This is a genomic window from Brachybacterium fresconis (assembly GCF_017876515.1).
GTDB lineage: Bacteria > Actinomycetota > Actinomycetes > Actinomycetales > Dermabacteraceae > Brachybacterium > Brachybacterium fresconis.
Window position 1 is genome coordinate 4,279,582 of sequence record NZ_JAGIOC010000001.1, and the last position, 24,298, is coordinate 4,303,879.

The 24,298-nt window shown below is 72.2% G+C and carries 21 protein-coding genes; 11 read left to right on the plus strand and 10 right to left on the minus strand.

The genetic code is table 11. From position 1 onward, the window contains the following. Position 1: 1 nt before the first annotated feature. Complete coding sequence (locus JOF44_RS18970) at positions 2 to 964, minus strand: phosphotransferase (RefSeq protein ID WP_209895126.1); 963 nt, start codon at positions 962 to 964, stop codon at positions 2 to 4. A 49-nt stretch (positions 965 to 1,013) separates the two neighbouring features. Between JOF44_RS18970 and nudC the strand changes: the two genes are divergently transcribed. The 3 genes from nudC (at position 1,014) to JOF44_RS18985 (ending at position 4,744) form a co-directional block, all read left to right on the plus strand. After that, positions 1,014 to 1,931 carry an NAD(+) diphosphatase gene (nudC, locus tag JOF44_RS18975; RefSeq protein ID WP_209895128.1) on the plus strand — a complete coding sequence of 306 codons (918 nt, stop codon included), beginning with the start codon at positions 1,014 to 1,016 and terminating at the stop codon, positions 1,929 to 1,931. Positions 1,932 to 1,991: 60 nt separating this feature from the next. Further along, the gene (locus tag JOF44_RS18980) at positions 1,992 to 4,121 is read left to right on the plus strand and encodes an ATP-dependent DNA helicase UvrD2 (RefSeq protein ID WP_209895130.1); all 2,130 of its coding nucleotides are present in this window, start codon (positions 1,992 to 1,994) and stop codon (positions 4,119 to 4,121) included. Positions 4,122 to 4,450: 329 nt separating this feature from the next. Beyond that, a complete protein-coding gene (locus JOF44_RS18985) occupies positions 4,451 to 4,744 on the plus strand; it encodes a WhiB family transcriptional regulator (RefSeq protein WP_209895132.1) in 294 nt (97 codons plus the stop codon). Between the two features lie 259 nt (positions 4,745 to 5,003). Here JOF44_RS18985 and JOF44_RS18990 read toward each other — a convergent pair whose 3' ends face one another. Further along, complete coding sequence (locus JOF44_RS18990) at positions 5,004 to 5,162, minus strand: DUF5679 domain-containing protein (RefSeq protein ID WP_010551122.1); 159 nt, start codon at positions 5,160 to 5,162, stop codon at positions 5,004 to 5,006. Between the two features lie 533 nt (positions 5,163 to 5,695). Between JOF44_RS18990 and JOF44_RS18995 the strand changes: the two genes are divergently transcribed. Continuing rightward, positions 5,696 to 6,382 carry a M48 metallopeptidase family protein gene (locus JOF44_RS18995; RefSeq protein WP_209895134.1) on the plus strand — a complete coding sequence of 229 codons (687 nt, stop codon included), beginning with the start codon at positions 5,696 to 5,698 and terminating at the stop codon, positions 6,380 to 6,382. Here the strand turns inward: JOF44_RS18995 and JOF44_RS19000 are convergent. Beyond that, a complete protein-coding gene (locus JOF44_RS19000; protein WP_245349018.1) occupies positions 6,370 to 6,984 on the minus strand; it encodes an NUDIX hydrolase in 615 nt (204 codons plus the stop codon). The genes JOF44_RS18995 and JOF44_RS19000 overlap by 13 nt on opposite strands. Then, complete coding sequence (locus JOF44_RS19005) at positions 6,962 to 8,548, minus strand: zinc-dependent metalloprotease (RefSeq protein ID WP_245349019.1); 1,587 nt, start codon at positions 8,546 to 8,548, stop codon at positions 6,962 to 6,964. Before JOF44_RS19005 ends, JOF44_RS19000 begins: the two co-directional genes overlap by 23 nt. Here JOF44_RS19005 and JOF44_RS19010 point away from each other — a divergent pair. From JOF44_RS19010 to ettA, 3 genes are all read left to right on the plus strand, one after another. Next, a complete protein-coding gene (locus tag JOF44_RS19010; protein WP_245349020.1) occupies positions 8,547 to 9,788 on the plus strand; it encodes a YlbL family protein in 1,242 nt (413 codons plus the stop codon). The genes JOF44_RS19005 and JOF44_RS19010 overlap by 2 nt on opposite strands. Continuing rightward, positions 9,785 to 10,474, plus strand: a complete 690-nt coding sequence (locus JOF44_RS19015; protein WP_209895138.1) for an HAD family hydrolase — start codon at positions 9,785 to 9,787, stop codon at positions 10,472 to 10,474. Before JOF44_RS19010 ends, JOF44_RS19015 begins: the two co-directional genes overlap by 4 nt. A gap of 170 nt (positions 10,475 to 10,644) precedes the next feature. Beyond that, complete coding sequence (gene ettA / locus JOF44_RS19020; RefSeq protein ID WP_209895140.1) at positions 10,645 to 12,327, plus strand: energy-dependent translational throttle protein EttA; 1,683 nt, start codon at positions 10,645 to 10,647, stop codon at positions 12,325 to 12,327. An 83-nt stretch (positions 12,328 to 12,410) separates the two neighbouring features. On the opposite strand, the gene JOF44_RS19025 is transcribed toward ettA, so the two are convergent. Next, entirely contained in the window at positions 12,411 to 13,934 is a 1,524-nt protein-coding gene (locus tag JOF44_RS19025; protein WP_245349021.1) for a hypothetical protein, read from the minus strand. A 155-nt stretch (positions 13,935 to 14,089) separates the two neighbouring features. Between JOF44_RS19025 and glgP the strand changes: the two genes are divergently transcribed. Together glgP and JOF44_RS19035 are read left to right on the plus strand one after the other, a co-directional pair. Next, positions 14,090 to 16,660 carry an alpha-glucan family phosphorylase gene (glgP, locus tag JOF44_RS19030; protein ID WP_209895144.1) on the plus strand — a complete coding sequence of 857 codons (2,571 nt, stop codon included), beginning with the start codon at positions 14,090 to 14,092 and terminating at the stop codon, positions 16,658 to 16,660. Positions 16,661 to 16,695: 35 nt separating this feature from the next. Further along, a complete protein-coding gene (locus JOF44_RS19035; protein ID WP_342591852.1) occupies positions 16,696 to 18,018 on the plus strand; it encodes an ABC transporter substrate-binding protein in 1,323 nt (440 codons plus the stop codon). An 83-nt stretch (positions 18,019 to 18,101) separates the two neighbouring features. On the opposite strand, the gene JOF44_RS19040 is transcribed toward JOF44_RS19035, so the two are convergent. Then, positions 18,102 to 19,037, minus strand: a complete 936-nt coding sequence (locus tag JOF44_RS19040; RefSeq protein ID WP_209896234.1) for an acyl-CoA thioesterase — start codon at positions 19,035 to 19,037, stop codon at positions 18,102 to 18,104. A gap of 42 nt (positions 19,038 to 19,079) precedes the next feature. On the opposite strand from JOF44_RS19040, the gene JOF44_RS19045 reads away from it, so the two are divergent. Beyond that, positions 19,080 to 19,571: an acyl-CoA thioesterase gene (locus JOF44_RS19045; protein ID WP_245349022.1), complete on the plus strand. Its 492-nt coding sequence runs from the start codon at positions 19,080 to 19,082 to the stop codon at positions 19,569 to 19,571. A gap of 34 nt (positions 19,572 to 19,605) precedes the next feature. On the opposite strand, the gene JOF44_RS19050 is transcribed toward JOF44_RS19045, so the two are convergent. The 4 genes from JOF44_RS19050 to JOF44_RS19065 are packed head-to-tail and all read right to left on the minus strand — an operon-like array spanning position 19,606 to position 23,090. Beyond that, a complete protein-coding gene (locus JOF44_RS19050; protein ID WP_209895148.1) occupies positions 19,606 to 20,043 on the minus strand; it encodes a globin in 438 nt (145 codons plus the stop codon). A gap of 14 nt (positions 20,044 to 20,057) precedes the next feature. Beyond that, complete coding sequence (locus JOF44_RS19055) at positions 20,058 to 21,008, minus strand: mechanosensitive ion channel family protein (RefSeq protein ID WP_209895150.1); 951 nt, start codon at positions 21,006 to 21,008, stop codon at positions 20,058 to 20,060. After that, positions 21,001 to 22,071: a FecCD family ABC transporter permease gene (locus JOF44_RS19060; protein WP_209895152.1), complete on the minus strand. Its 1,071-nt coding sequence runs from the start codon at positions 22,069 to 22,071 to the stop codon at positions 21,001 to 21,003. Before JOF44_RS19060 ends, JOF44_RS19055 begins: the two co-directional genes overlap by 8 nt. Next, on the minus strand, positions 22,068 to 23,090 hold the full coding sequence (locus JOF44_RS19065) for a FecCD family ABC transporter permease (RefSeq protein WP_209895154.1): 1,023 nt from the start codon (positions 23,088 to 23,090) through the stop codon (positions 22,068 to 22,070). Before JOF44_RS19065 ends, JOF44_RS19060 begins: the two co-directional genes overlap by 4 nt. Before the next feature lie 192 nt (positions 23,091 to 23,282). Here JOF44_RS19065 and JOF44_RS19070 point away from each other — a divergent pair, with 192 nt between their 5' ends. After that, positions 23,283 to 24,287: an iron-siderophore ABC transporter substrate-binding protein gene (locus JOF44_RS19070; protein ID WP_209895157.1), complete on the plus strand. Its 1,005-nt coding sequence runs from the start codon at positions 23,283 to 23,285 to the stop codon at positions 24,285 to 24,287. Positions 24,288 to 24,298: the final 11 nt, after the last annotated feature.

Consider the following 24,298-nt stretch of genomic DNA (forward strand, 5'->3'; position numbering starts at 1 on the left):
CTCAGGGCTGCTCCTCGCGGGCGCCCATCGCGTCGTAGGTGCGCTCGGCCTCGTCCCGCGCCAGCTGCGCGAGATCGGCATCGAGGTCGGCGATCATGCCGCGGGCGTCGGAGACGATCGCCTCGTCCCCGGTCTCCAGGCCGTGGATGAGCCACTCGGCCACGGCGAACTCGCCGAGCGCCTGCGCCCGTTCCATCAGGCGGGGATGGACCGCAGTGGGCAGTTCCTCGCGGTAGGCCGCGTACAGCTCGTCGAAGCGCTCCGGATCGAGCGTGGAGATCAGCCAGGCCAGGTCCGTCGCGGCGTCCGCGACCCGGGAGGAGGACCAGTCGCGCAGGGCGCTGACGCTGTCCTCGCTGCAGAACAGGCTCTCCTCGGACAGGTCGCCGTGGATGAACTGCGGGGTGACGTCCCACAGCTCCCGGTCCTCGAGCAGGCCCTCCCAGCGCTGCGAGACCGCCGCCGGCAGGTGCCCGCCCTCCTTCGCGGCGAGGATCCGCTCGTGGTGCTCGGCGAGCAGGGCCTCGGCGGTGAAGGACTCCACCCCGGCCGCTTCGGCCGCATAGCGCGGAACGGTGTGGATCCGGGCCAGGATCTGGCCCAGGGAGCGGGCCAGCTCCGGACTGTCCTGCAGGTTCTCGAGCATCAGGGGTCGGCCGACGGGGGCCTCGGTGACCGCGGCCCGGCCGCCCTCGGAGAGCTTCACGAAGCCCAGCACCGGCGGGATCACGACGTGCAGCGGAGTCCCGGTGAGGGCGTCGGTGACCTTCAGATCCTTCTCGAGACGGACCCCGGAGGCCGTCGAGGAGGGAGAGGTCACCATGACGCGGCGGCCCTGCTCGCCGACGATGCCGGCGACGTCGAGGTCCTCGGTCGGGGTCGCGATCGGCGTGGTCCGCACCGGCACGAGTCCGGGGACCGCCGCCGCGGCCAGAGCAGCCAGGGAATAGGAGTTGCGATGCACCCCTTCACCGTACCCGGACGGCCCGCCCGATCCGCGTAGGCTCCGGGGTATGGCGAAGCTCCGCGGCCCGCATCTGGGCACCCCTCTGACCCTGCTCGGCTCCGACCGCGATGCGCTCAGCCGCATCGACCCGGCGATGATCGCGCCCGGCCAGGACGCCCGCTACCTGGTCACCCGTGCCGGGGAGGCGGCCATGCGCGAGGACGAGGACGGCTCGCTGCATCTCGCGCTGGAGACCGAGGACCCGCGCCGCGGTGCCCAGCAGCCGCTGGTGCTGCTGGGCCGACGTCACGGCCTGCGGGTCCTGGCCGTCGAGATCCTCGAGCCCAGCGCCGAGATCGACGATCCCGGGCGTGATCTGCGCGACCTGCGGCGCGTCGCGGAGATGCTCGAGCCGGCCGACGCCGATCTCGCGCTGACCGCCGTCGCCATGGGCGCCTGGCACCGCTCCATGCGCGTCTGCCCCCAGTGCGGGCAGGGGCTCGAACCGGAGGTGGGCGGCTGGGTGCTGCGCTGCCGCGAGGACGGCACCGAGCACTTCCCCCGCACCGACCCCGCCGTGATCATGGCCGTGCGCGACGGTGAGGACCGGCTGCTGCTGGCCCGCAACGCGAACTTCCGCGGTCGCTTCCATTCGGTCCTGGCCGGCTTCGTCGAACCGGGCGAGAGCCTCGAATCGGCGGTGGCCCGCGAGGTCGCCGAGGAGGTCGGGCTGAGGGTCGAGGAGGTCGAGTACGTCGGCAGCCAGCCATGGCCCTTCCCTCGGTCGCTGATGATCGGCTACCGCGCCTGGGCGCCGGGCTCCGTGGAGCTCACGCTGCAGGAGGACGAGATCGCCGAGGCCCGCTGGTTCACCCGGGACGAGCTCGCCGCCGCCCTCGCCGCCGAGGAGGTCGAGCTGCCGGGCACGGCCTCCCTCGGCCGAGCCCTGATCGACGACTGGTACGGCGGCCCCGCCGCGGTGTGAGGCACGCGCCGTCCACAGCGGCCCGCAGAAGGTCGGGGGTCGCTGGCAGGATGAGCGGTGATGACCACAGCCAGCCCTGAGACCCCCGCCCCGCCCGCCGACGCCGAGAGCATCCTCGCCGCCCTCGACCCGGAGCAGCGGGAGGTCGCACGCACCTTCGGGACGCCGGTGTGCGTGCTCGCGGGCGCCGGCACCGGCAAGACCCGCGCCCTGACCCACCGCATCGCCTACGGCGTCGCGACCGGCCAGCTGAACCCGCGCCACGTGCTCGCGGTCACCTTCACCGCCAAGGCCGCCGCCGAGATGCGCTCGCGCCTGCGCGACCTCGGGGTTCCCGCCGTGCAGGCCCGCACGTTCCACGCCGCCGCCCTGCGCCAGCTGCGCCACTTCTGGCCCCGCGTGGTCGGCGGGGCCATGCCCGACATCATGCCGAACAAGTTCCCGGGCGTCGGGGAGGCGTGCCAGCGTCTGCACCTGAGCGTGGACCGTGCGGCGCTGCGCGACATCGTCGCCGAGGTCGACTGGTCGCGGGTGACGATGCTGACCCCGGAGTCCTACCCGGAGGCGGCCGAGAAGGCGCGCCGCCCCGGCGTCGCCGGCTTCGACGCCCGCTCCATCTCCCGCATCCTCACCCAGTACGAGGAGGTCAAGAAGGAGCGCGGCGTCATCGACTTCGAGGACGTGCTGCTGCACCTGGTGGGCTTCCTCACCGAGCGACCCGACGTCGCCCGCGAGGTGCGCGGTCAGTACAAGCACTTCGTCGTCGACGAGTACCAGGACGTCTCCGCCCTCCAGCACTCGTTGCTGCGGCTGTGGCTGGGCACCTCCGACGACGTCTGCGTGGTCGGCGACGCCGCCCAGACCATCTACACCTTCGCCGGCGCCCGCGCCTCCTATCTGCTCGACTTCCGCCAGGAGTTCAAGCGCGCCCGCACCATCCGCCTCGAGCGCAACTACCGCTCCACCCCCCAGATCGTGCGGATGGCCAACACCGTCCTGGACGGCGCCCGCGGCCGCACGAAGGCCAGCCGCCTCACCCTGGTCTCCCAGCGCGAGGACGGGCCCCCGCCGCTGGTGGAGTCCTTCCCCGACGACCCCGCCGAGGCCGACGGCATCGCCGACCGCATCCAGCACCTGGTCGCCGAGGGACGCCCGGCCGCCGAGGTGGCGATCCTGTTCCGCACCAACAGCCAGTCCGAGGCCTTCGAGCAGGCGCTGACCGCCCGGGGGATCGGCTACCTGGTGCGCGGGGGCGACCGCTTCTTCGACCGCCAGGAGGTGCGCCGGGCGATGGTCTCGCTGCGGGCGGCGACCCGCGTCGAGCAGCTCGACCCGGCCCGGGCGGTCCGCGACATCCTCGCCCAGCAGGGCTGGTCCGAGAAGCCGCCGGAGACCACCGGGTCGATCCGGGACCGCTGGGACTCGCTGAACGCCCTGGTGGGACTGGCCGACACGGTCACCTCCCGGCCGGGGGCCACCATGGTCGACCTGGTGCGCGAGCTGGAGGAGCGGGCCGAGGCGCAGTCCGCCCCGGTGGTCGACGGCGTCACCCTCGCCTCCGTGCACGCCGCCAAGGGCCTCGAATGGCCGGTGGTGTTCGTGGCGGGGGCCAGCGACGGCCTGCTGCCGATCTCCATGGCCTCCACCGCCGCCGAGGTCGAGGAGGAGCGACGGCTGCTCTACGTCGCGCTCACCCGCGCCCGGGACCTGCTCACCGTGAGCTGGTCCGCCGCCCGCACCCCGGGCGCCCGGGGGAGCCGGAAGGCCTCCCGCTTCCTCGACGGCGTGCTCGAGCACCCCGACTCCCCGGCGTCCCGACCGGGTGCCGGGCCGCGGCGCACCGGCCGGCGCAGCGCCACCGTGTACGCCGAGTGCCGCCGGTGCGGCCAGGGCCTGGTCTCTCCGCGGGATCAGCGACGAGGGCGCCACGAGGGCTGCCCACCGCTGGCCGACGGGACGTTGATCGAGGCGCTGCGCTCCTGGCGTCGGGAGCGGTCCGCAGTCAACGGCGCCCCCGCCTACGCCGTGCTCACCGACGCCGCTCTCGAAGCGGTCGCTGAACGCGCCCCCCGCACCGAGCAGGAGCTGCTCGCGGTCCCGGGCATCGGCCCCGGCAAGGCTGAGCGGTTCGGCCCGGCCCTGCTCGCCCTCCTCGCCGAGCATCGCCTCGAGCAGCGGACCGAGCCGTGATCTGAGCGGTGAAACCGCAGGTCAAAAAATAGATGTGCGATATGTCGAAGGTGTGTAGACTCATCTCGTCAATCGTCCACGTCGTGGACCGGGCAACCGGGACGCGCGCTTCAGAAAGGGGGTGGCCTCAGTGATCATTATCAACAATCTCGCAGGAGCAGGCCTGCGCCCCCTCGGCGCGCCCTCCCTTCTGCCGCGCGAACGGGGCCACGCCCCCGCGGTGCTCAACCTGAGCTGACGAGGACCACCTCGCTGCTGGTGCGGCACCGCTGCCGCACCTCCGCCCGTACGGGCTCGTCCCCACCGACGATCTTCGAAGCAGCGAGACGATGACTTCTCTACTCACCACTTTCCTCAGCCCCGCCGAGACCGCGGGTCACATGCTCCCCTGCCACGACATCGGCGTGGCCGATCTGTTCTTCTCCGAGCGCCCCGCCGATCTGGAGCAGGCCAAGGCGCTGTGCGCCGACTGCCCCCTGATCCAGGAGTGCCGCCAGGGTGCCCTCGACCGCGAGGAGCCCTGGGGCGTCTGGGGCGGGGCGATCTTCGAGTCCGGCCGCATCATCGCCGTCAAGCGCGGTCGCGGCCGGCCCCGGAAGAACCGCGACCTGGACGCGGCATGAGCAGCGGGTCGAGCCCCGGCTCGACCCGCTGCCCCTGTCCCCGCCCCGGCGCGTGCGCCCCGCCCGCCCCGGCGAGCCCGCTCCGCGAGCTCACGCATCGAGTGCGACGTGCGGCACTCCTCCATCGCCCGGAGGGGTACCGGATGTCGCACTCGTGGCACGCCAGCCGTGAAGAAGGCCCCGAACCGTGTGGTCCGGGGCCTTCTTCACGCTGCGGGACGCAGAGCGTCCGCGGGGAGCAGGTGCGTCGTGGAGCTCGTCAGGCCTTCCCGAGGATCCGGTTCAGCTTGGTGCCGCACTCCGGGCACACGGCCTTCGCCATGCGGCGACCGTTGGAGACGACGACGTTGCCCTCGGCCTCCCGCTTCTCGCGGCACTTGACGCAGTAGAACTCTCCGGCATAGGTCTCGTCGGCCATATCCGCTCCTTGTAGGAATCGACGGTGGTGATCGGTTCCCCGGACGCGCAGCTGCTGCCGCGAGGCCGGGACCGTGCCACTGTAGCGGGGCGCGGCGGCCGTGCCGAATCAGGATCGATGCTCCGCTCGGGCGGCCCGTCGCGCGCTTCGGGAACATGAGGCTCCGTGAGGAGCCGAGGAAGTGCGCACGACGAGCCGACATCGGAGGCCCAGCAGGCGTCGTCAGGCCGTGGAGGGCCGTGGGACCCCGGGGGCGCTCAGCACCACGCGCACCTTCCCCGTGTGCGTCCTGCTAGTTATCCCGGGGTCCCACGTTCTAGGGAAACCTAGCGCCTGCGCACCGGGCCGGTCAAAGGGCGATCGGGGACCGGCTGTGGACAACCCGTCCCTGGGTGTGGACAGGTTCGGGATGCGGGTTCGCACACTGTGGAGGACGGTCCATCACCGCAGGTCACGATGATGTGACGGGGGCGGTGGGGGTCTGGTGCTGTGGATGAAGATTTTTCTGCTCGGATCGTGCCAGGCTGGCTTCCATGACAGATCTGGTCCTCCACGAGAACGTCTCCGGACCCCGGGGCGAGCGGGTGCTGGTGCGGCGGTCCGCCCGTCGGCGTCGCACGGTGTCGATCACCCGGCGCGAGGGAGACCTGGTGATCGCGATCCCCGCCACGTTCAGCGGCCGCCAGGAGCGTGACTGGGTGGGCAGGATGGTCGACCAACTGGTCGCCAAGGAGGCGAAGAACTCACCGCGGCGCCGCAGCGACGGGGCGCTGGAGGAGATGGCGCGCGAGGTCAGCCGGAAGCATCTGGACGGCCGTGCTCGCCCTGCCTCCGTGACCTGGTCCACGCGGCAGAACCAGCGCTGGGGGTCCTGCACACCGGCCGACGGCACGATCCGCCTCTCGCACCAGCTGCAGGACATGCCCGACTACGTGGTGCGTGCGGTGATGATGCACGAGCTGGCCCATCTGCTGGTGCCCGGTCACGGGCCGGAGTTCCAGGCGCTGATGGCCCGCTATCCGCACGCGGAGCAGGCGCAGGGCTTCCTCGACGGCGTCTCCTTCGCGAAGAACCTGCCCAGCGGTGGGATCGACGAGGACCCGGCGGAGCAGGACGACCTGAAGGATCCGCCGGACCCCCCGGATCCGGCGGATCAGGCCGATCGAGCGGGTCAGACGGGTCGAGCGGGGCGGGCGGATCAGCCGGGTCAGGCGCCGTAGCGCGCGAGGTACGGGGCCAGGGCGTCGAGCTTTCCCGGCATGTCGGCCACGGTGCCCTCCGGGAGGGCATCGGTCGAGCGCTGCACGCTCGCCCCGCGGCGAGGCCACGGCACCCACCGCACCTCGGGCGACTCCTCGCTGGCGCGCAGCGGCAGGGTGGAGGCCGGGCCGCCCGCACGCAGCAGGTACTGCACGTCCCAGTGCTCGGAGCACGCCCCGAAGGCGGCATCCAGCTGATGGCGGTGCAGAACGGCGGGGCCTGGTCCGACGCGCTCCAGAGAGGTCAGGCCGATCTCCTCGGCCACCTCCCGGCGGGCGGCGCGTTCGAAGCTGGTCTCGCCCTGCTCGAGATGCCCGCCCGGCTGCACCCAGAAGCGGCCCTTGCGATGCCAGAGCAGGGCGATGTGCTCCGCCGGGTCATCGATCACCACGGCGCTGGCGGTGAGATGCCGCGGCCCGCCGTCGCGGTACAGGACGCCGGGGGAGCGCAGCAGCAGGCCGCGGTAGTCCGCGGCGGCCTCCGGCCCGGACGCGGCGTCGGACGCCGCCTCCAGCTCCCTCAGCGCCGGGTCCGGTCCCTCAGCGAGCACCGGTCCCGCCATCGTCCGGGCCGTCCTTCCGGTCATCGTCGGTGCCGCTGTCGGCGTCGCCCGTGCCGCCTTCCTCAGCGGCCTCGTCCTCGCTGCCGCTGCCGTCGCCCGTGCCGTCGCCCGTGCCGTGGCCGGTCCGATCCTCGGTGCCGGCACCGCTGAGCAGCCGCTCCAGCTCGGCATCGAAGTCCGTGGGGATCTCGACGTCGGCCAGGGCATCGGAGGAATCCTCCGCGGCGCTCTGCGGAGCCTGCGGACGACCGGAGAGGACCTCCGTCGTCGGCAGCAGGTCCGGGTGCTCCCACTTCGCCTCGCGGCCCTGCTCCCCCTCGGTGGCCAGCACGCTGTCCCACCAGGCGAGGGCTTCGCGCACCCGGCGCGGACGCAGCTCGATGCCGACGGTGCGGGCGAGCATCTGCTCGGCCGGCCCGCCGGAGGCGCGGCGACGTCGCAGCACCTCGCGCATCGCCTCGAGCTCGGGGAGCTTGCCCTGCAGCGCCTGCGTGGTGACGTGATCGACCCACGACTCGATCAGCGCCAGGGTCGTGGCCAGCTCCTCGAGGGCGCGCTCCTGCGCGGCCCGCCGGGTGAACACGAACATCTCCTCCGGCCGACGCGCCTGCAGCGCCTCCGGATCCGAGAGGTCCAGGCCGCGCACCATCTCGTCGAGCGCATCGAGATCCAAGGTGATGCCGCGGGCATAGTCCTCGATGGCGGAGAACAGGGCCTTGCCCAGCCACGGGGCGGCGCTGAACAGGGCGGTGTGCGCGAGCTCGCGGGCCGACAGGAAGATGCGGGCGGCACCGGGATCCAGCGAATGGTCGGCGATCAGATCCTCGACGTTGGCGGCGACCAGGGCGGGTTCCCCGTCGCGGCCCAGCGGCAGCGACAGATCCGTGGTGCCGGAGGCCTCGCGCGCCAGCGAACCGATCGCATGCCCGAACTGCACGCCGAACATGGTCCCGCCGATCCGCTCCATCATCGCGGCCGGATCGCCCGCCATGCCCATCGCGTCCTGGTCCATCCCGCTGAGCTCACCCATCTGCGAAGTGATCGCCTCGCCGATGGCGCCGGACATGTACTTCGCGACCGGCTCGACGATCGTCTTCCAGTGCGGCAACGTGCGGTGCAGCCAGGTGCCGCGGCCGAACACGCCCAGCTCCGCGCTCGGCACGTCGATCGCGATCACCGGGTCGAGCCACAGACGCGCCACCTGGGCGGCCTGGCGCAGCTCCTCCACCTGGGCGTTCGTCGGGCCCGGGTCCCCGGGGCTGCCGCTCGGCTCCGGGGCGCCGGGGATGGCCGCGCCGGCGGCCGTGCGGCGGGCGATGTCCTCCGCCATGTCCCAGTTCACGGGGTTGTCGCCCTGGGCGGCGAACATGTTCTGCATCTGCGCGGCCGCAGCGCGCAGCTGCGCCGGGTCCTGCGGCAGGTTCGCCTGCTCGGCGAGCGCGGACAGGTCCAGCCCGTCCAGCGCGCCTTCGGGGAGCGCGTCCCCGAAGGTCTCCTGCAGGAAGCGCTTGAGCGCCTCTTCATCCATGTCACCGGGTCCGCCCGGGATCGGATCTTGGGTCATGGCCACCTCCAGCGGTCCGTGGGTGTTCCAGCGTACCGAGCGCGGCTGGATGGAGGGAGGGCCGGGGCATCTGGGGCACAATGTCGGGGTGATAGACGAGCAGTCCCACCCCACCCGTGCGCGGCGAGCCCGCACGGCGATCCGGCGGACGGTGGACGACGCGCAGCTCGCCCGACCCGGACTCGCGCTGGGCTCCATGGTGCTGCTGTGCCTGATGATCCTGGGCGGCTCGCTGATGCCGGTGCCGTACGTCATCGAACGGCCCGGGCCCGCGATCGACGTGCTCGGTGAGTACGAGGACGAGAAGATCCTGGTGATCGACGGCGCCGAGACCCACCCCACCGACGGCGAGCTCATGATGACCACGGTCTCGGTCGACGGCGGGCCCGGCTACCGGGTCACCCCGGTCGAGGTGGTCGCCTCCTGGTTCGACCGCGGCCAGGCCGTCCTGCCCCGGGAGGCCGTCTTCCCCGCCGGGCAGACCCGCGAGGAGACCGTGCTGACCAACTCCGTGGCGATGAGCACCTCCCAGCAGGGAGCGGTGGCGGTGGCCCTGGATGAGCTCGGCATCGAGTACGAGCCCGTGGTGATGGTCGGCGGCGTCGAGCAGGGCGCTCCGGCCGATGGCGTCCTCGAGGGCGGCGACGTGATCCTGTCCGTGAACGGGTCCGGCGCCGAGACTGTCGACGGCGTCCGGGAGCTGGTGCGCACCACCGCGGAGGGCGAGGACGTGCAGATGCAGGTGCGGCGCGGCGAGGAGGTGCTCGACCTCGAGGTGCCCACCGAACAGGTCGACGGTGCTCCCCGGATGGGGATCGTGCCGACGGCCGGATACGACTTCCCGATGGACGTGCAGATCTCCGTCGGCGAGATCGGCGGCCCCAGCGCCGGCATGATGTTCTCGCTGTCCGTGTACGACGAGCTGACCCCCGGGGCGCTGACCGGCGGCCACCAGATCGCCGGCACCGGGACCATGTCCGCCGACGGCGACGTCGGCCCCATCGGCGGGATCCGCCAGAAGATGGTCGGGGCGCACGAATCCGACGCGGAGTTCTTCCTCGCCCCGAGCGAGAACTGCGACGAGGTCGTCGACTACGAGCCCGAGGGCCTGGACGTGGTCGCCGTATCGGACTTCGAGGACGCCGTCGCGGCGAGCGAGACCATCGCCGACAGCGGCGACACCGAGGGCCTGCCCACCTGCGAAGACATCATGTCCCAGAACGGGGAGGAGACCCGATGAGCAAGCGCCGTTCCCGCCGTACCCCGCCGCGGCCCACCGTGGCCCTCGACTTCGGCGGAGTGCTCAGCGCCGGGCACGATCCGGTCCCGGACATCCGCGAGCTGCTCGGCGGCGAACCCGAGGTCCTCGCCGAGGCCCTGTGGGCGCAGCGGCCCGCCTACGACGCGGGCACGGTCACCGCGGCGGAGTACTGGGGCGCCGTCGCCGCCGCCGTCGGCGTCGACCAGCTCAGCGAGACCGAGGTCGATGAGCTCCAGGAGGCCGACAATCGCTACTTCCTGCGCCTGGATCCCGCCGCCCGCGCCCTGATCCACGACCTCGCCCGCCACCGCGTGCGCCTGGTGCTGCTGTCCAACGCCTCGGTCGCCTTCGGCGAGGCTGTGCGCCGGGCCGACTGGTTCGAGGCCTTCTCCTTCGCCGTGATCTCCGGGGAGGAGCAGATCCTCAAACCCGATGCGGAGATCTACGAGATCCTGCTGAGCGCCCTGGCCCATGAGACCGGGGGAGTGTCGATCCCCTCGGCCGTGCTCTTCTTCGACGACCGCGAGGACAACGTCGCGGCGGCGCGGGCGCTGGGCATCGACGCGCACCTCTGGCCGCGCAACGGCGAGCCGTCCGAGGGCGCGGAGCACGGTGCTGACATCGCCCGCCGGGTGCTCGCCGAGCGGGGCGTCGACCTGGTCTGAGGGCGCCCGGCCCCCACCACGGTGCGACCTGGAGCGCTGCCGCGCCGAACCTGCTGGGGGCCGAGCCCGCCCCGGCGGGGTAGAGTCGGTCACTGCGACACATCCCGTGCAGCGCCGTGCCCCGGCGCGCCGGTGAGAATCCCAGACCCCTCTCCGAACAGGAACACGAGTTGGCAGAGTTCATTTACACGATGTACAAGGCCCGCAAGGCCGTGGGAGACAAGGTCATCCTCGATGACGTCACCATGAGCTTCTACCCGGGCGCGAAGATCGGCATGGTCGGCCCCAACGGCGCCGGCAAGTCGACGATCCTGAAGATCATGGCCGGGCTGGACCAGCCCAGCAACGGCGAGGCCCGCCTCAGCCCCGGCTACAGCGTCGGCATCCTGCTGCAGGAGCCGCCGCTGGATGAGTCCAAGACCGTCCTGGAGAACGTCCAGGAGGGTATGGGCGAGCTCTTCCAGAAGGTCCAGCGCTTCAACGCCATCGGCGAGGAGATGGCCGAACCCGATGCCGACTTCGACGCGCTGATGGCGGAGATGGGCTCGCTCCAGACCGATATCGACGCCGCGAACGGCTGGGATCTCGACTCCCAGCTCGAGCAGGCGATGGACGCCCTGCGCTGCCCGCCCGGGGACGAGATGGTCACCCACCTCTCCGGCGGTGAGAAGCGTCGCGTGGCGCTGTGCAAGCTGCTGCTGGAGAAGCCCGACCTGCTGCTGCTGGACGAGCCCACCAACCACCTCGACGCCGAGAGCGTGCTCTGGCTCGAGCAGCACCTCCAGCAGTACGAGGGCGCCGTCATCGCCGTCACCCACGACCGCTACTTCCTCGACCACGTCGCCGAGTGGATCGCCGAGGTCGACCGTGGTCATCTCATCGGCTACGAGGGCAACTACTCCACCTACCTGGAGAAGAAGGAGGAGCGCCTGGCCGTCCAGGGCAAGAAGGACGTTAAGCTCGCCAAGCGCCTCAAGGAGGAGCTGGAGTGGGTCCGCTCCAACGCCAAGGGCCGCCAGGCGAAGTCCAAGTCGCGCCTGAACCGCTACGAGGAGATGGCCGCCGAGGCCGAGCGCACCCGCAAGCTCGACTTCGAGGAGATCACCATCCCGCCGGGTCCGCGGCTGGGCAACCAGGTCATCGAGGCCGACGACATCCGCAAGGGCTTCGGCGAGCGGATCCTCATCGACGGGCTCTCCTTCTCCCTGCCCCCGAACGGCATCGTCGGCGTCATCGGTCCCAACGGCGTCGGCAAGACCACGCTGTTCAAGACCATCGTCGGCCTCGAGCCGCTCGACGACGGCGAGCTGAAGGTCGGCCAGAGCGTCAAGATCAGCTACGTGGACCAGAACCGCGAGAACATCGACCCGGACAAGAATCTCTGGGAGGTCGTCTCCGACGGCAACGACTTCATCCAGGTCGGCAAGGTCGAGATCCCCTCGCGCGCCTATGTCAGCCAGTTCGGGTTCAAGGGCCCGGACCAGCAGAAGAAGGCCGGGGTGCTCTCCGGTGGTGAGCGCAACCGGCTGAACCTGGCGCTCACCCTCAAGCAGGGCGGCAACCTGCTGCTGCTGGACGAGCCGACCAACGACCTGGACGTCCAGACCCTCGGCTCCCTGGAGAACGCTCTGCTGGAGTTCCCGGGCTGCGCCGTGGTCGTCTCCCACGACCGCTGGTTCCTCGACCGCGTGGCCACGCACATCCTGGCCTACGAGGGGACCGAGGAGGACCCGGCGAACTGGTACTGGTTCGAGGGCAACTTCGAGGCCTACCAGGAGAACAAGGTCTCGCGCCTGGGCGCCGAGGCCGCGCGCCCGCATCGGGTGACCTACCGTCGCCTCACCCGCGACTGAGCAGGCGCGACCCCGAGAACCGCCCCACGACCGTCCATCGGTCGTGGGGCGGTTCTCGTGCGGCGGTGCCCGGACCGACCGGGTCAGCCGGTCGAGTCAGGGGTCGGCAGCTGCGGGGACAGGCTCGCCACGATGCGGGTCGACGGGGTGCCGGACATGTTCTGCGGTGCCATCTCGCGGGTGACGACCAGGGAATCGGCCGTCCCCGGCGAAGAGAAGCGGATCAGGCCGTCCTCGGAGATTTCCAGCACGCCGAGGTCCTCCTGGACCCCGTCCGTGGTGCCCCACAGCTGCAGGACCTCGCCCTCGTAACCGCTGACGCCCTCGGCGCGCACCGCGAGACCGTCCGCCGTGATCACCGCGGACCAATCGCCGTTGTCGCTGCGCCCGGACACGAGCCGGGCGTCGGGTTCGAGGCTGTACTGCGTCCAGGTGCTCGCGAACGTCTCCGTCAGGCTCTGTTCCCGCCGTGCGTCGATCAGGAGCCCGCCGAGGACCAGCGCCGTGACCAGGGCCAGGGCAGCGACCGTGCGGGAGATCCACGGGCGGTGGCCGGCCACCGTCTGCTTCGCGCGCGCCTTCTCGCGACGGCGGCCGCGTCGTGAGCTGCGCACCTCGTCGGCCGCCCGGAAGGCGAAGGCCGGCGCGGGGGCCGGGGAGGGGTCGGCCTCCGGGACGTCGCCGCCCGGGGTGGCGGAGGGGTCAGCGGTGGCCGAGGTGCTGTGCACCGCTCCGGCCACGGCGGGCGGGCCCACCGCCCGGCGTTGGGAGTCCGTGCCCAGGACCGGGGTGGCGTAGCTGCCGCGGTAGGCGGCTTCGGGGCCGGGGCCGGGGCCGGGGCCGGAATCGGAGTCGGGGGCCGGGCGAGGAGCTGCCCCGAAGCCCTCGAGCACCGCCCGGTGCAGATCGTGCGAGGGCCGGACGGCGGTGAGCAGGGTGAGGGAGGCCGCGGCCTCGATGGCGCGGCGATGGATGCCTGCCGTCTCGGAGTCGTCGATGAGGTCGCGCAGGCGACGGCGCTCCGACTCCTCGGCCAGGGCCAGGGCATCCAGGGCGGCGAGGGCACGGAGCTCTGAGGATCCCGTCCCGCCGAGCGGCACCAGCTCATCGAGCATGTGGGCGAGGACCCCGGCTGCCTCCCTGCGGTCGGGACCGGTGATCTCGAACCGTCCCTGGGCGGCGGACTCGACGAGGGCGCGCTGCGCGGGCGGCAGCTCCAGCAGGGCGCGCATCACGTCCATCTCCCGTCGATCGCGAGTGCGGTCCTCGGCGGCATCGGGGGCGACCAGGGAGCGCACGTCCCCGCGGGGACGCGTGGCGACGGCCGCGCGACGAGCCCGGTCCAGCACCGCGGCCTCTCCGGGCAGGGCGCTCGCGGCGAGATCCGCCGCGTCGCGCAGGCAGCCTCGCAGCACGGACACGGTCAGCCGGCCACCTGTCGCCGACGACCCGGTGACGTGCACGGCGAGGCCGTGGATCCGTGGACCGAGCACGTCGACCAGGGCACTCGCCGCCCGGCGATCGGCCGCGGCGCTGCGACGCAGCAGGGTACGGATGGGATCGAGCCGGTATCCGAGGTCGACGGTGTCCTCCTCGGTCACGGGCATCCCCCCGGTTCGTACCTCGCTGCCCATCGGACGCCCTCCCGTGCGTGCTGTGCTGGTCTCGTGGCGCCGCGCCCCCACGCGCCGGGGACCATTGTCGCAGGCGGACGCCGGTGGTGCGGGCCGTCCACCGCGGTGGGTCCGGGTACCGTACTGGCATGAAGCCGACCTCCACGATCACGGTGTCCTCCGTCCTCCCCGGTGCCCTCGAGCCCCTGCGCGAGCTGGCGCTGAACCTGCGATGGACCTGGCGCCGTCAGTGCGTCGACCTGTTCCGCTCGGTGGACCCCGAGGTCTTCGCCGACGTCGGGGAGAACCCCATCGCGATGCTCCCGCGGATCAGCGCCGGGCGCCTGGCGGAGGCCGCGCGCGATGAGTCCTTCCTGGCCCGGATGCGGGACGAGGTCGGCGATCTGCGCACCTATCTCGACTCCGGCCGCTGGTTCCAGCGCACCGTGCCCGAAGGCATGGGAACCGGTGCCGGGACGTCTCCGTCGATCGCTTACTTCTCCATGGAGTTCGGGATCACCCCGACCCTCCCCATCTACTCGGGGGGCCTGGGCATCCTGGCCGGTGACCATCTGAAGTCCGCCTCGGACCTCGGGGTGCCGATGGTCGCGATCGGCCTGCTCTACCAGGACGGATACTTCTCCCAGTCGCTGGACCGCTCCGGCTGGCAGCAGGAGTCCTACCGGCACAACGACCCCGAGCAGCTCCCGGTCCAGCCGCTGCGCGGCGCCGACGGCGAGCAGCTGACCGTCGCGATCACCCTGCCCGGCGGCCGCGAGGTCGACATCGCGATCTGGCGGGCCCAGGTGGGCCGGGTGCCGCTGCTGCTGCTGGACACGAACCTCGCCTCCAACGACGAGGGAGCTCGGCAGATCACCGACCGCCTCTACGGCGGCGACCACGAGCACCGCATCCTCCAGGAGCTCGTCCTCGGCATCGGCGGTGTGCGGGCCGTTCAGGCCCACACGGCGGTCGCCGGCGTCCCCGCCCCGAGCGTCTTCCACCTCAACGAGGGTCACGCCGGCTTCTCCGGGCTCGAGCGGGTGGGGCGGCTGATGCAGGCCGGCTCCTCCTTCGCCGAGGCCGTCGCGGAGGTCCGCGCCGGGACCGTGTTCACCACCCACACCCCGGTGCCCGCCGGCATCGACCGCTTCGAGGCGGACCAGCTGCGGGGATACCTCGACGCGGACGAGTCGGGGCTGTCCCGGCTGATCCCTGCGCTCCCGGTCGAGGCCGCCCTGGCCCTCGGCATCGAGGAGGGCGGGGACGTCTTCAACATGGCCCAGCTCGGCTTCCGCATCGCCCAGCGCTCCAACGGTGTCGCCCGGCTCCACGGCGCCGTCTCCCGCGCGATGTTCCAGGACCTCTACCCGGGCTTCGACGTGCCGGAGGTGCCGATCGGCTCGGTCACCAACGGCGTCCACCGCCGCACGTGGACCTCGCCGGCGATGGACGACCTGGTCACCAAGGCCATGGGCGCCGTGGACGTCTCCGCGCTCAGCGACTGGAGCGCGCTGGCCACCCTCACCGACCACGAGCTCACCGAGACCCGGGACACCCTGCGCGCGGATCTGGTCGAGATGGCCCGCACCCAGGTCAAGGAGTCCTGGCTGCGCCGCGGCGCCGACCAGGCCGAGCTCGCCTGGACCGGGACGATCCTGGACCCGCACGCGCTGACCATCGGCTTCGCCCGACGGGTCTCGACCTACAAGCGGCTCACCCTGATGCTCTCGGATCCCGATCGGCTGCGGCGCATCCTCCAGGACGAGGAGCGCCCCGTCCAGATCGTCATCGCCGGGAAATCCCATCCCGCGGATCGTCCCGGCAAGGAGTTCCTCCAGCAGCTGGTCCGGTTCGCCGACGATCACGGAGTCCGCCACCGCATCGCTTTCCTGCCCGACTACGACATCCGCATGGCCTCCGTGCTGATCGCCGGGGCCGACGTGTGGATGAACAACCCCATCCGCCCCGAGGAGGCCTCCGGCACCTCCGGGATGAAGGCCGTGCTCAACGGCGGCCTCACCTTCTCCGTCTCCGACGGCTGGTGGGACGAGATGAAGGACGACGACGCGGGCTGGACGATCCCCACGGCCGCCGTCGATGACCAGGGCGAGCGCGATCGGCTCGAGGCCGACGCCCTGTACGAGATCCTCGAGAGCCGGATCGTGCCGCTGTTCTACGAGCGCGACGCCCGCGGCATGCAGCGCGGCTGGATGACCAAGGTCCGCTCCTCGCTGGTGACGATCGCCCCCCGGATCACCGCCGCCCGCATGGTCCGCGACTATGTGAGTGATCTCTACCTGCCCGCGGCCCGCGCCGCCGCGGCGTTCACGGCGGAGCCGGCCCTGGCCGGTGCCTTCACCTCCTGGAAGGAGGACGTCCAGGCGGCCTGGCCTGCGGTCTCGGTCTCCTCCATGATGCTGGAGGGCACCGAGGAGGGTCGCGCCGCGACCGGCAGCGAGGTCACCGTGGTGGCCGAGGTGCAGCTGGGTGGTCTGAGCGAGGAGGACGTGCTCGTCGAGGCGGTGGTGGGCCCGCTCGCAGATGATGATGAGATCATCGAGCCTCATCTGATCCCCCTGCAGCGGGAGCAGGACGGCCGCTGGGTCGCCCGGGTCGCGCTGCCGTTCCCCGGCGAGATCGGCTGCACCGTGCGGGTCACCCCGCAGCATCCGGTGCTCGCCCATCGCGCCGAGCTCGGGCTGGTCGCCGCCGCCTGAGCCGCCCGCAGCACCCCGCCCGGAAGGTCCCGCCCGTGCCGACCCGTCGTCAGATCCTGCTGTCCACCGCCGCGATGGGCCTGGCCGGGGCCGGAACCCTCGCCGGGTGCACCCGGGAGAGTCCCGCCGATGCTGCTGCCCCCGGCACCCTGCGGATGCGGGTCTGGGACGATGCGGCGGCCTCCGCCTACGAGGCCTCTCTGGAGGCCTTCACCCGGAAGACCGGGATCGCCGTCGAGGTCGAGGTGATGGTCTGGGACGACTACTGGAAGCAGCTGCCCCTGGACGTCGCCGACGAGGCGCTGCCGGACGTGCTGTGGATGAACACGGCGAACCTCGCCGGCATCCAGGCAGGTGGGCAGCTCCTCGAGCTCGGGGGGATCGTCGGGGACCAGGCCTCGCAGTGGGAGGAGACCGCCACCGATCTCTATCGGATCGATGACGCGCTGTGGGGAGTGCCCCAGATCTGGGACCAGAGCATCCTGCTGGCCCATCACGACCTGGTCGCCGGTGCCGACGGCGACGCCTCGGCGCTCACCTTCGACCCCGGCGCCCCGAGCGATCCGCTGCGGGAGCTCGCCCGGAAGATCACGGTGGACGGCGAGGGCCTCCATCCCGGGGACGAGGGCTTCGACGCCGCGTCCCGGGCCGTCTTCGGTTTCGGCTCCCATCCCGACCGCACGGCGGTGCTGGGCCCCTTCATCGCCGCGCAGGGAGGCACCTGGCAGGACGAGGAGGGCCATTTCGCCTTCGCCTCGTCGGAGGGCGTCAGCGCCGTGCAGTACCTCGCGGATCTCGCCGCCGATCACCTCGCGCCGGCGGGCGCGGAGACGGTGGCCGACGAGCAGCTGTGCCAGAGCCTGTTCCTCGAGGGCAAGCTCGGCCTGCTGCAGACGGGGACCTACGACCTGCACACGGTCCGCGAGGGGATCGCCGACTCCTTCGACTGGAGCGTCCACCCGGTGGTCGCCGGCTCCGAAGGCCCGCGCCCGCTAGTGCACGCGGTCGCGGCGCTCGGGGTCGACCCGGGCGACGAGGACCGCGCGGCCGACATCGAGAAGCTGCTGGCCTGGCTGGGCAGCGCCGACGGGCAGCGACCGCTCGCGGAGAACCTCCTCGGGATCCCCGCCCACCGCGAGCTGCACGGCACCTGGCAGAAGGCCTGGGAGGCCGCGGGCGTGGACGTCTCCGCTCTCGCCACGGTCCCCGACGAGCCCGCGCTGCCGGAGCGGGGCAACCGCTCCGCGGAGGGCACCGGGGCCGCGCTGGCGATCATCGGGCAGATCTTCCAGGGCAAGGAGTCCGCGGAGGAGGCCCTGCCGACGGCGCAGCAGAAGGCCCGCGCAGCGCGGCACTGAGCGGCACTGAGCGGCACTGAGCGGCACTGAGCGGCACTGAGCGGCACTGAGCGGCACTGAGCGGCGGAGCGTCCCCGCCGGGGTCAGCTCTCGCGCTTGACCCGGATCATGCCCTCCTGGGTGACGGTCGCGACCAGGTCACCGGAACGGTCGAACATCTGACCATGGGTGAGACCGCGCCCCCCGGAGGCGGAGGGGGAGCGCTGGACGTACAGCAGCCACTCGTTGGCGTCCACGTGCCGGTGCCACCAGATCGCATGGTCGATCGTGGCCATCCGCAGCCCGGGCGTGATCCAGCTCAGCCCCTGTCGGCGCAGGATCGGCTCGAAGGGCGTGTAGTCGCTGGCGAAGGAGAGGATCGCGTCGTGCAGCAGCGGATCGGCCTGGACCGGGGCGAGGGTGCGCATCCACACCATCTGCGTATCGGCCACCTCGGAGGCCGGATCCGGCTGCAGGTAGATCGGATCGGTGACGTGCCGGATGTCGATCGGACGCTGGGTGGCCCAGTAGCGGGCCACGGGGTGCTCGATCCCCTGGAGCACCTCGGCGGTGGTCGGCAGCCCTTCGGGGTCCGGGGCCTCGGGCGCCCGCTCCTGATGCTCGAGACCGTCCTGCTGCTCCTGGAACGACGCGGTCATCGCCAGGATCGTGCGATCGGCCTCGTCGGCCGAGCGGGACGGCTGGGTGGCCAGCACGCGCCGCACCGAGAAGGAGCCCCCGTCGCGCAGCGCATCGACCTGGAAGCGGATCGGGTGCGCCGGATCGCCGGGAGCGAGGAAATAGGAGTACATCGAGTGGATGCGGCGTCCCTCGGGAACGGTGCGGCCCACCGCGGTGACGGCCTGGCCCATCACCTGCCCGCCGAACACGTGCCCACCCGGCTGCGGGGAGGAGTCCCCCTCGTACGCGGCGACGGTGGCGGGGGTCGCGAAGTCCGCGGAGATCTCGATCTCGCGCAGGTCGAGCAGGTCGATCAGACCGGCCGCGATCTCCGACGGGTCAGGGCTGGAGGGCGTCATGACGTCGATCGTACTGGTCATGGGGGTCTTAGGATGGCCGGCATGGATCATCCGCATCACCTCGACATCGACGTGCCGGTCCGCTGGACCGACCTGGACGCCTACGGGCACGTGAACAACGCCGCCATGGTGCGGCTGCTGGAGGAGGCCCGCATCGGCGCCTTCTGGACGGCCCCCGAGGAGCAGCTCGCCCTCGGCGCCACCGCGCCTGCCGCGGCACTGCCGGGCGGCGGGACCGACTCACCGATCTCCACCGTGATCGCCTCGCAGCGCATCGAGTACGCGCGCTCGATGGGGCACCGCCGGGACGGGGCCGTGGTGCGGCTGTGGATCTCCCGACTCGGGGGAGCCAGCCTGAGCGTGGACTACCTGGTGCTCACCCGCGACGACCCCGCGGGCGAGGCCCCCTACGCCCGGGCCCGCACCGTGGTGGTGATGGTCGAGGCCGCCACCGGCGCCCCGGTGCGGCTGGACGCCGAGACCCGCGAGATCCTGGGCCGCTTCACCGGCGAGGGCCTCAGCTTCCGCGACTGAGGCGTCCGCGCCGGAGACGGTCGGGCGCGGTGGATCAGGTCAGGTGGTCCGGGACGGTCCGTCCGGCCGCCGGGGCCTCGCCGCCGTCGACCGTGTTGACCATCGAGTGCGCCGCCCGGTCCAGGTAGTCGCTCAGGGCTTCGGCGTACATCGGTGCCAGGTCGAGGGAGTCCACGGCGTCCTGCATGTGCTGCAGCCAGGCATCGCGGGCGGCCGGGGAGACCGGGAAGACCGCGTGGCGCATCCGCAGCCGCGGGTGCCCGCGGGTCTCCCCGTAGGTCTTGGGTCCGCCCCAGTACTGCTCCAGGAAGGTGCGCAGACGCTCCTTGGCCCCGGTGAGGTCCTCCTCCGGGTACATGGGGCGCAGCAGCGGGTCCTCGGCGACGCCGTCGTAGAAGCGGTCCACGAGCGTCGCGAAGGTCGCGTGGCCGCCGACGGCCTCGAAGAAGGAGATTTGTTCGCTGGGGGACATCGGATTTCCTCCGGTCAGGACGTCAGGGACTCGCCGAAGCGGGGCAGCGCGAAGGAGATGTCGGTCTCGGCGAAGGCATCGCGGACGCGGCCGCGCAGCTCCCGCTCGAGGCCCCACTGCTCGCCCGGGGAGGTCTGGATGATCACGCGGCGCTGGTAGCGGTTGGCGTCGACGTCCAGCATGCCGCTGATGTCCGCCGGGGACTGGATGATCTCCGACCAGTGGGGGTCCTTCGCGAGGTCGAGGGTGACCGCGTGGAGCGCCTTGGAGACCAGGGTGTCGTCGGCCGAGGCGTCGATGTCCAGGACCACCACGGCGTTGGAGTATCCGCGGGAGTAGTTGCCCACGCGGATGATCTCGCCGTTGCGGACGGTCCACAGCACGCCGTCGATCCCGCGGACCTGCGCCACGCGCAGGTTGATGCCCACCACGGTGCCCTCGGCGTACTCGAGGTCGACGTAGTCGCCGACGGCGACGATGTCCTCGAAGAGCATGACGATGCCGGCGACGACGTCCTTGATGATGGTCTGCGCGCCGATGCCGGCGGCCAGGCCGATCACGCCGAGGGAGGCGATCACCGGGGCGATGTTCACCCCGATCTTGTCGAGGATCATCACCGCGGCCACAGCCCAGATCAGCATGTGCGCCACGTTGCGGGCGACGTTGGAGAGGGTCTCGGCGCGCTGCTCCCGACGGACCTGCGCGGCCTTCTGGGAGCGGGCGTCGCGCTTGACGACGGCACCGGCCACGCTGGAGAGCTTGGTGCCGGATTCGGCCATGGTGCGGAAGAAGCGTCGCAGCAGCCAGCTGGCCACCAGCGTCGCGACGGTGGCGGCCAGCAGGATCACGACGATCATCAGGCCGTCCGTGGTCAGCCAGCGGACCAGGGCCTCCATCAGGCTCAGCGCCTGATCGGTGCCGGGGTCGGCGAGCAGGGTTCCGGGGTCGAAGGAGTCCTCAGGCATGTTCTCGACCATAACGCCCACCGGTGTGCAGTCGCTGGAGAGCGGGGGCCAGCAGGAGGCCGACGAGATACACCCCACCGAGCACGATCGTGACCACCCCGACGGGCAGCGCCGTCGGCAGGACGTGCTGGGCGACCAGGTCGGCCCCGCCCAGCAGCACCGCCCCCGTGGCGGCGCTCGCCCCGAGCGGGATGCCGGTGCCGGCGACCAGGCGTTTGGCCAGCTGCGGCGCCGAGAGCGCGACGAAGGCGATCGGCCCGGACAGCGCGGTCACGGCCGCGACCAGCACCACGGCCAGCAGCAGGATCCGCCGCCGGGTGCGTTCCACGGCGACGCCGTGCACCGCGGCGACGTCGTCGCCGAGCTCGAGCTGGCGCATCAGGGGCACGCAGACCAGCATGGCGGGCACCGCCAGCACCAGCAGGACCAGCACCGGCAGCATCCCTGCCCAGTCGATGAGCGACAGCGTCCCCGCGCCCCACATGCTCGCCGCCATCGCGACCTCTTCCTGGGCCTGCAGCAGGATCCACACGTTGACGGCATGGAGCATCGCCGCGACCGCGATCCCCACGACGATCAGACGGAACCCCTGGACCCCGTCGCGCCGCGCCAGCAGATACACGACCACGGCGGTGCCCAGACCGCCGGCCAGCGCCCCGATCGCGGTGGCGGCGCCGCCGAGCGTCCCGGCCAGCGCCGGCGGGGCCACCAGGGTCAGCAGCAGCACGCCGGTATAGGCGCCGGTGGAGAAGCCGAGCACGTCGGGCGAGCCCAGCGGGTTGCGGGTCAGGGTCTGGAAGATCGCGCCCGAGAGGGCGAGCGCCGCCCCGAACACCACCGCGGCCACGGCGCGCGGCAGCCGCCATTGCAGCACGATGGTGCTGGTGAACTCACCGCGCCCCGCCAGGGCCTGCAGCAGCTGGCCGGGCCCCATCGGGAAGTCGCCGCGGGAGAGGGAGATCAGGGTCAGGGCCACGGCGGCCAGTACCAGGGCGGTGACGACGAGGCGGCCGCGGAGGCGCCGGGTGCGCCGCACGTCGCGGTCGGTGGTGGCGGCGCTCATATCCCGCTCGCCCGTCGCCGGCGCACCAGGATGATCAGCACCGGCGCGCCCAGCAGGGCGCTGATGATGCCCACGGGCACCTCGCCGGGCCACATCACCAGGCGGGCGAGGACGTCGGCCGCCACCATGATCACCGCCGACAGCAGAGCGGCCAGCGGCAGCAGCCGCGTCTGATCGGGGCCGACGATCCAGCGGGCCACGTGCGGGGCCATCAGTCCGAGGAAGACGATCGGACCGGCCAGCGCCGTGGCGGAGCCGGCCAGCAGCGTGATGGCCAGCACCAGGGCGAAGCGGGTGCGCTGGACGTGCGCCCCGAGTGCGGCGGCCATGTCCTCCCCGAGCGTCAGAGCGTTCATGGGCCCGGCGAGCGCCAGCGCGAGCACCACGCCGACGGCGGCCACCGGCAGGGCGGGCAGCGCCGTCTCCCAGCCGCGCTGGGAGAGATCGCCGCTCTCCCAGATCAGCAGGATCGAGTACTCCCGCGGGTTCGACAGCCGCAGGGCGGAGGTGATCCCGGCCAGCACCGCGCCGAGCGCGACCCCGGCCAGGGTGAGGCGCTCGGGGGTGATCACCCCTGCCCCCAGGGTGCCGATGAGGAACACGGCGCCGGTGGCGAGGAACGCTCCCACCAGGCAGGCCGCGACGAACACGGCGGGGGAGGAGGCCCCCAGCAGCACGATCGCCAGCACGACGGCGAAGGCCGCACCCGCATTGACCCCGAGCAGCCCCGGCTCGGCCAGGGGATTGCGGGTCAGGACCTGCATCAGCGCCCCGGCCAGCCCCAGCGCGGCCCCCGCCGCGAGGGCGATCACCGTGCGCGGCAGGCGCAGGGCGATCACCGCCGAGTAGTCCTGCGTCGTGATCGAGAGGGCCTCGGCCCGCTGCTGCGGCCCCTGTCCGGAGCCCGCAGAGGTGGCGGCGTCGAACAGGATGCGGCTGACGGTCGCCGGAGCCACCGGGCGGGAGCCGAGGTAGAGGCTCGCCGCGGTCAGCAGCGCCAGGGCGGCCAGGGCGACCATGATCGCGACCACCGCACGCGGGCGCGGTCGGGCACGCCCGGTGCGCGGGCGGCTCGAGGTCGGCGAGTGACCGGTCACAATCTGCTTCCGACGTGGTGGTGGGCTCTTCTCGCCCCGTGCGAGGTAAGGGTAACCTTGCCTGCGGTCCCTCCGGGACCGGCATGTCCGACCCGCATCCCACGGAGCCCCTCCATGATCTCTCGTCGCAGCCTCCTCGCCGTCCTCGCCGCCGGCTCCACCGCTCTCGCGCTCACCGCGTGCAGCGATCCCGAGGGCGCGGGAACGGGGGGCTCGGACGGGGGCGGGGCGAGCGGCGGCGGTTCCTTCCCGGTCGAGATCGCCACCGCCTTCGGCCCCGTCACGGTCGAGTCCGCGCCCGCTCGGGTCGTCGCCCTGGGCTGGGGGGATGCGGAGACCGCGCTGGCCCTGGGCGTCCAGCCCGTCGGCGCCTCGGACTGGATCGGCTTCGGCGGGGAGGGCGTCGGCCCGTGGGCCGAGGGCCTGTACGACGAGCCGCCGACGATCATCGAGACCCTCGAACCCTCCTACGAGGCGATCGCGGCGCTGCAGCCGGACCTGATCCTGGACGTCAAGAGCTCCGGGGAGCAGGAGCGCTACGACCGGCTCAGCCAGATCGCCCCCACGATCGGGGTGCCCGAGGGTGGGGAGAACTATCTCACCACTCCCGACCAGCAGCTGGAGATGATCGCCCGGGCGCTCGGGGCGAGCGAGGGGGCCGCGGCGCTGCAGCGGGAGATCGACGGTCTGTTCACCCAGGCCGCGTCCGCCCACGGCGCATGGGAGGGGAAGAGCGTCGCCGCCGCGACCCGCACCTCCGAGGGGTGGGGCGCCTACGTCGACGGCACGGAGCGGGTCGAGTTCCTCGAGCGGCTCGGCTTCACCCAGTCCCCGCAGATCGCCGAGCTGGAGGAGTCCGCCTCCGGCTTCTCCGTGGACATCTCCGCCGAGCAGCTCGACCTGCTCGATGCGGACCTCATCGTCGCCTTCCCGATCTTCCTGGAGACCAGCGAGATCACCGAGGACCCGCAGTGGCGGCAGATCCCCGCGGTCGCCGACGGCAGAGCAGTGGTCATCGACGGGGACCTCGCCTCGGCGTACTCGCTGGGCTCGGTGCTGTCGACCAAGTACGCCGTGGAGAAGCTGGTGCCGCTGATCGAGGGCGCGCTCGGCGCCTGACGCCGCACGAG

What these genes read in the sequence shown, in the direction of transcription:
- nudC (WP_209895128.1), top strand. Translation starts at nt 1,014, where the DNA reads ATGGCGAAGCTCCGCGGCCCGCATCTGGGCACCCCTCTGACCCTGCTC.
- JOF44_RS18980 (WP_209895130.1), top strand. Translation starts at nt 1,992, where the DNA reads ATGACCACAGCCAGCCCTGAGACCCCCGCCCCGCCCGCCGACGCCGAG.
- JOF44_RS18985 (WP_209895132.1), top strand. Translation starts at nt 4,451, where the DNA reads ATGACTTCTCTACTCACCACTTTCCTCAGCCCCGCCGAGACCGCGGGT.
- JOF44_RS18990 (WP_010551122.1), bottom strand. Translation starts at nt 5,162, where the DNA reads ATGGCCGACGAGACCTATGCCGGAGAGTTCTACTGCGTCAAGTGCCGC.
- JOF44_RS18995 (WP_209895134.1), top strand. Translation starts at nt 5,696, where the DNA reads ATGACAGATCTGGTCCTCCACGAGAACGTCTCCGGACCCCGGGGCGAG.
- JOF44_RS19000 (WP_245349018.1), bottom strand. Translation starts at nt 6,984, where the DNA reads ATGGCGGGACCGGTGCTCGCTGAGGGACCGGACCCGGCGCTGAGGGAG.
- JOF44_RS19010 (WP_245349020.1), top strand. Translation starts at nt 8,547, where the DNA reads ATGGCCACCTCCAGCGGTCCGTGGGTGTTCCAGCGTACCGAGCGCGGC.
- JOF44_RS19005 (WP_245349019.1), bottom strand. Translation starts at nt 8,548, where the DNA reads ATGACCCAAGATCCGATCCCGGGCGGACCCGGTGACATGGATGAAGAG.
- JOF44_RS19015 (WP_209895138.1), top strand. Translation starts at nt 9,785, where the DNA reads ATGAGCAAGCGCCGTTCCCGCCGTACCCCGCCGCGGCCCACCGTGGCC.
- JOF44_RS19025 (WP_245349021.1), bottom strand. Translation starts at nt 13,934, where the DNA reads ATGCCCGTGACCGAGGAGGACACCGTCGACCTCGGATACCGGCTCGAT.
- glgP (WP_209895144.1), top strand. Translation starts at nt 14,090, where the DNA reads ATGAAGCCGACCTCCACGATCACGGTGTCCTCCGTCCTCCCCGGTGCC.
- JOF44_RS19040 (WP_209896234.1), bottom strand. Translation starts at nt 19,037, where the DNA reads ATGACGCCCTCCAGCCCTGACCCGTCGGAGATCGCGGCCGGTCTGATC.
- JOF44_RS19045 (WP_245349022.1), top strand. Translation starts at nt 19,080, where the DNA reads ATGGATCATCCGCATCACCTCGACATCGACGTGCCGGTCCGCTGGACC.
- JOF44_RS19050 (WP_209895148.1), bottom strand. Translation starts at nt 20,043, where the DNA reads ATGTCCCCCAGCGAACAAATCTCCTTCTTCGAGGCCGTCGGCGGCCAC.
- JOF44_RS19055 (WP_209895150.1), bottom strand. Translation starts at nt 21,008, where the DNA reads ATGCCTGAGGACTCCTTCGACCCCGGAACCCTGCTCGCCGACCCCGGC.
- JOF44_RS19060 (WP_209895152.1), bottom strand. Translation starts at nt 22,071, where the DNA reads ATGAGCGCCGCCACCACCGACCGCGACGTGCGGCGCACCCGGCGCCTC.
- JOF44_RS19065 (WP_209895154.1), bottom strand. Translation starts at nt 23,090, where the DNA reads ATGGTCGCCCTGGCCGCCCTGGCGCTGCTGACCGCGGCGAGCCTCTAC.
- JOF44_RS19070 (WP_209895157.1), top strand. Translation starts at nt 23,283, where the DNA reads ATGATCTCTCGTCGCAGCCTCCTCGCCGTCCTCGCCGCCGGCTCCACC.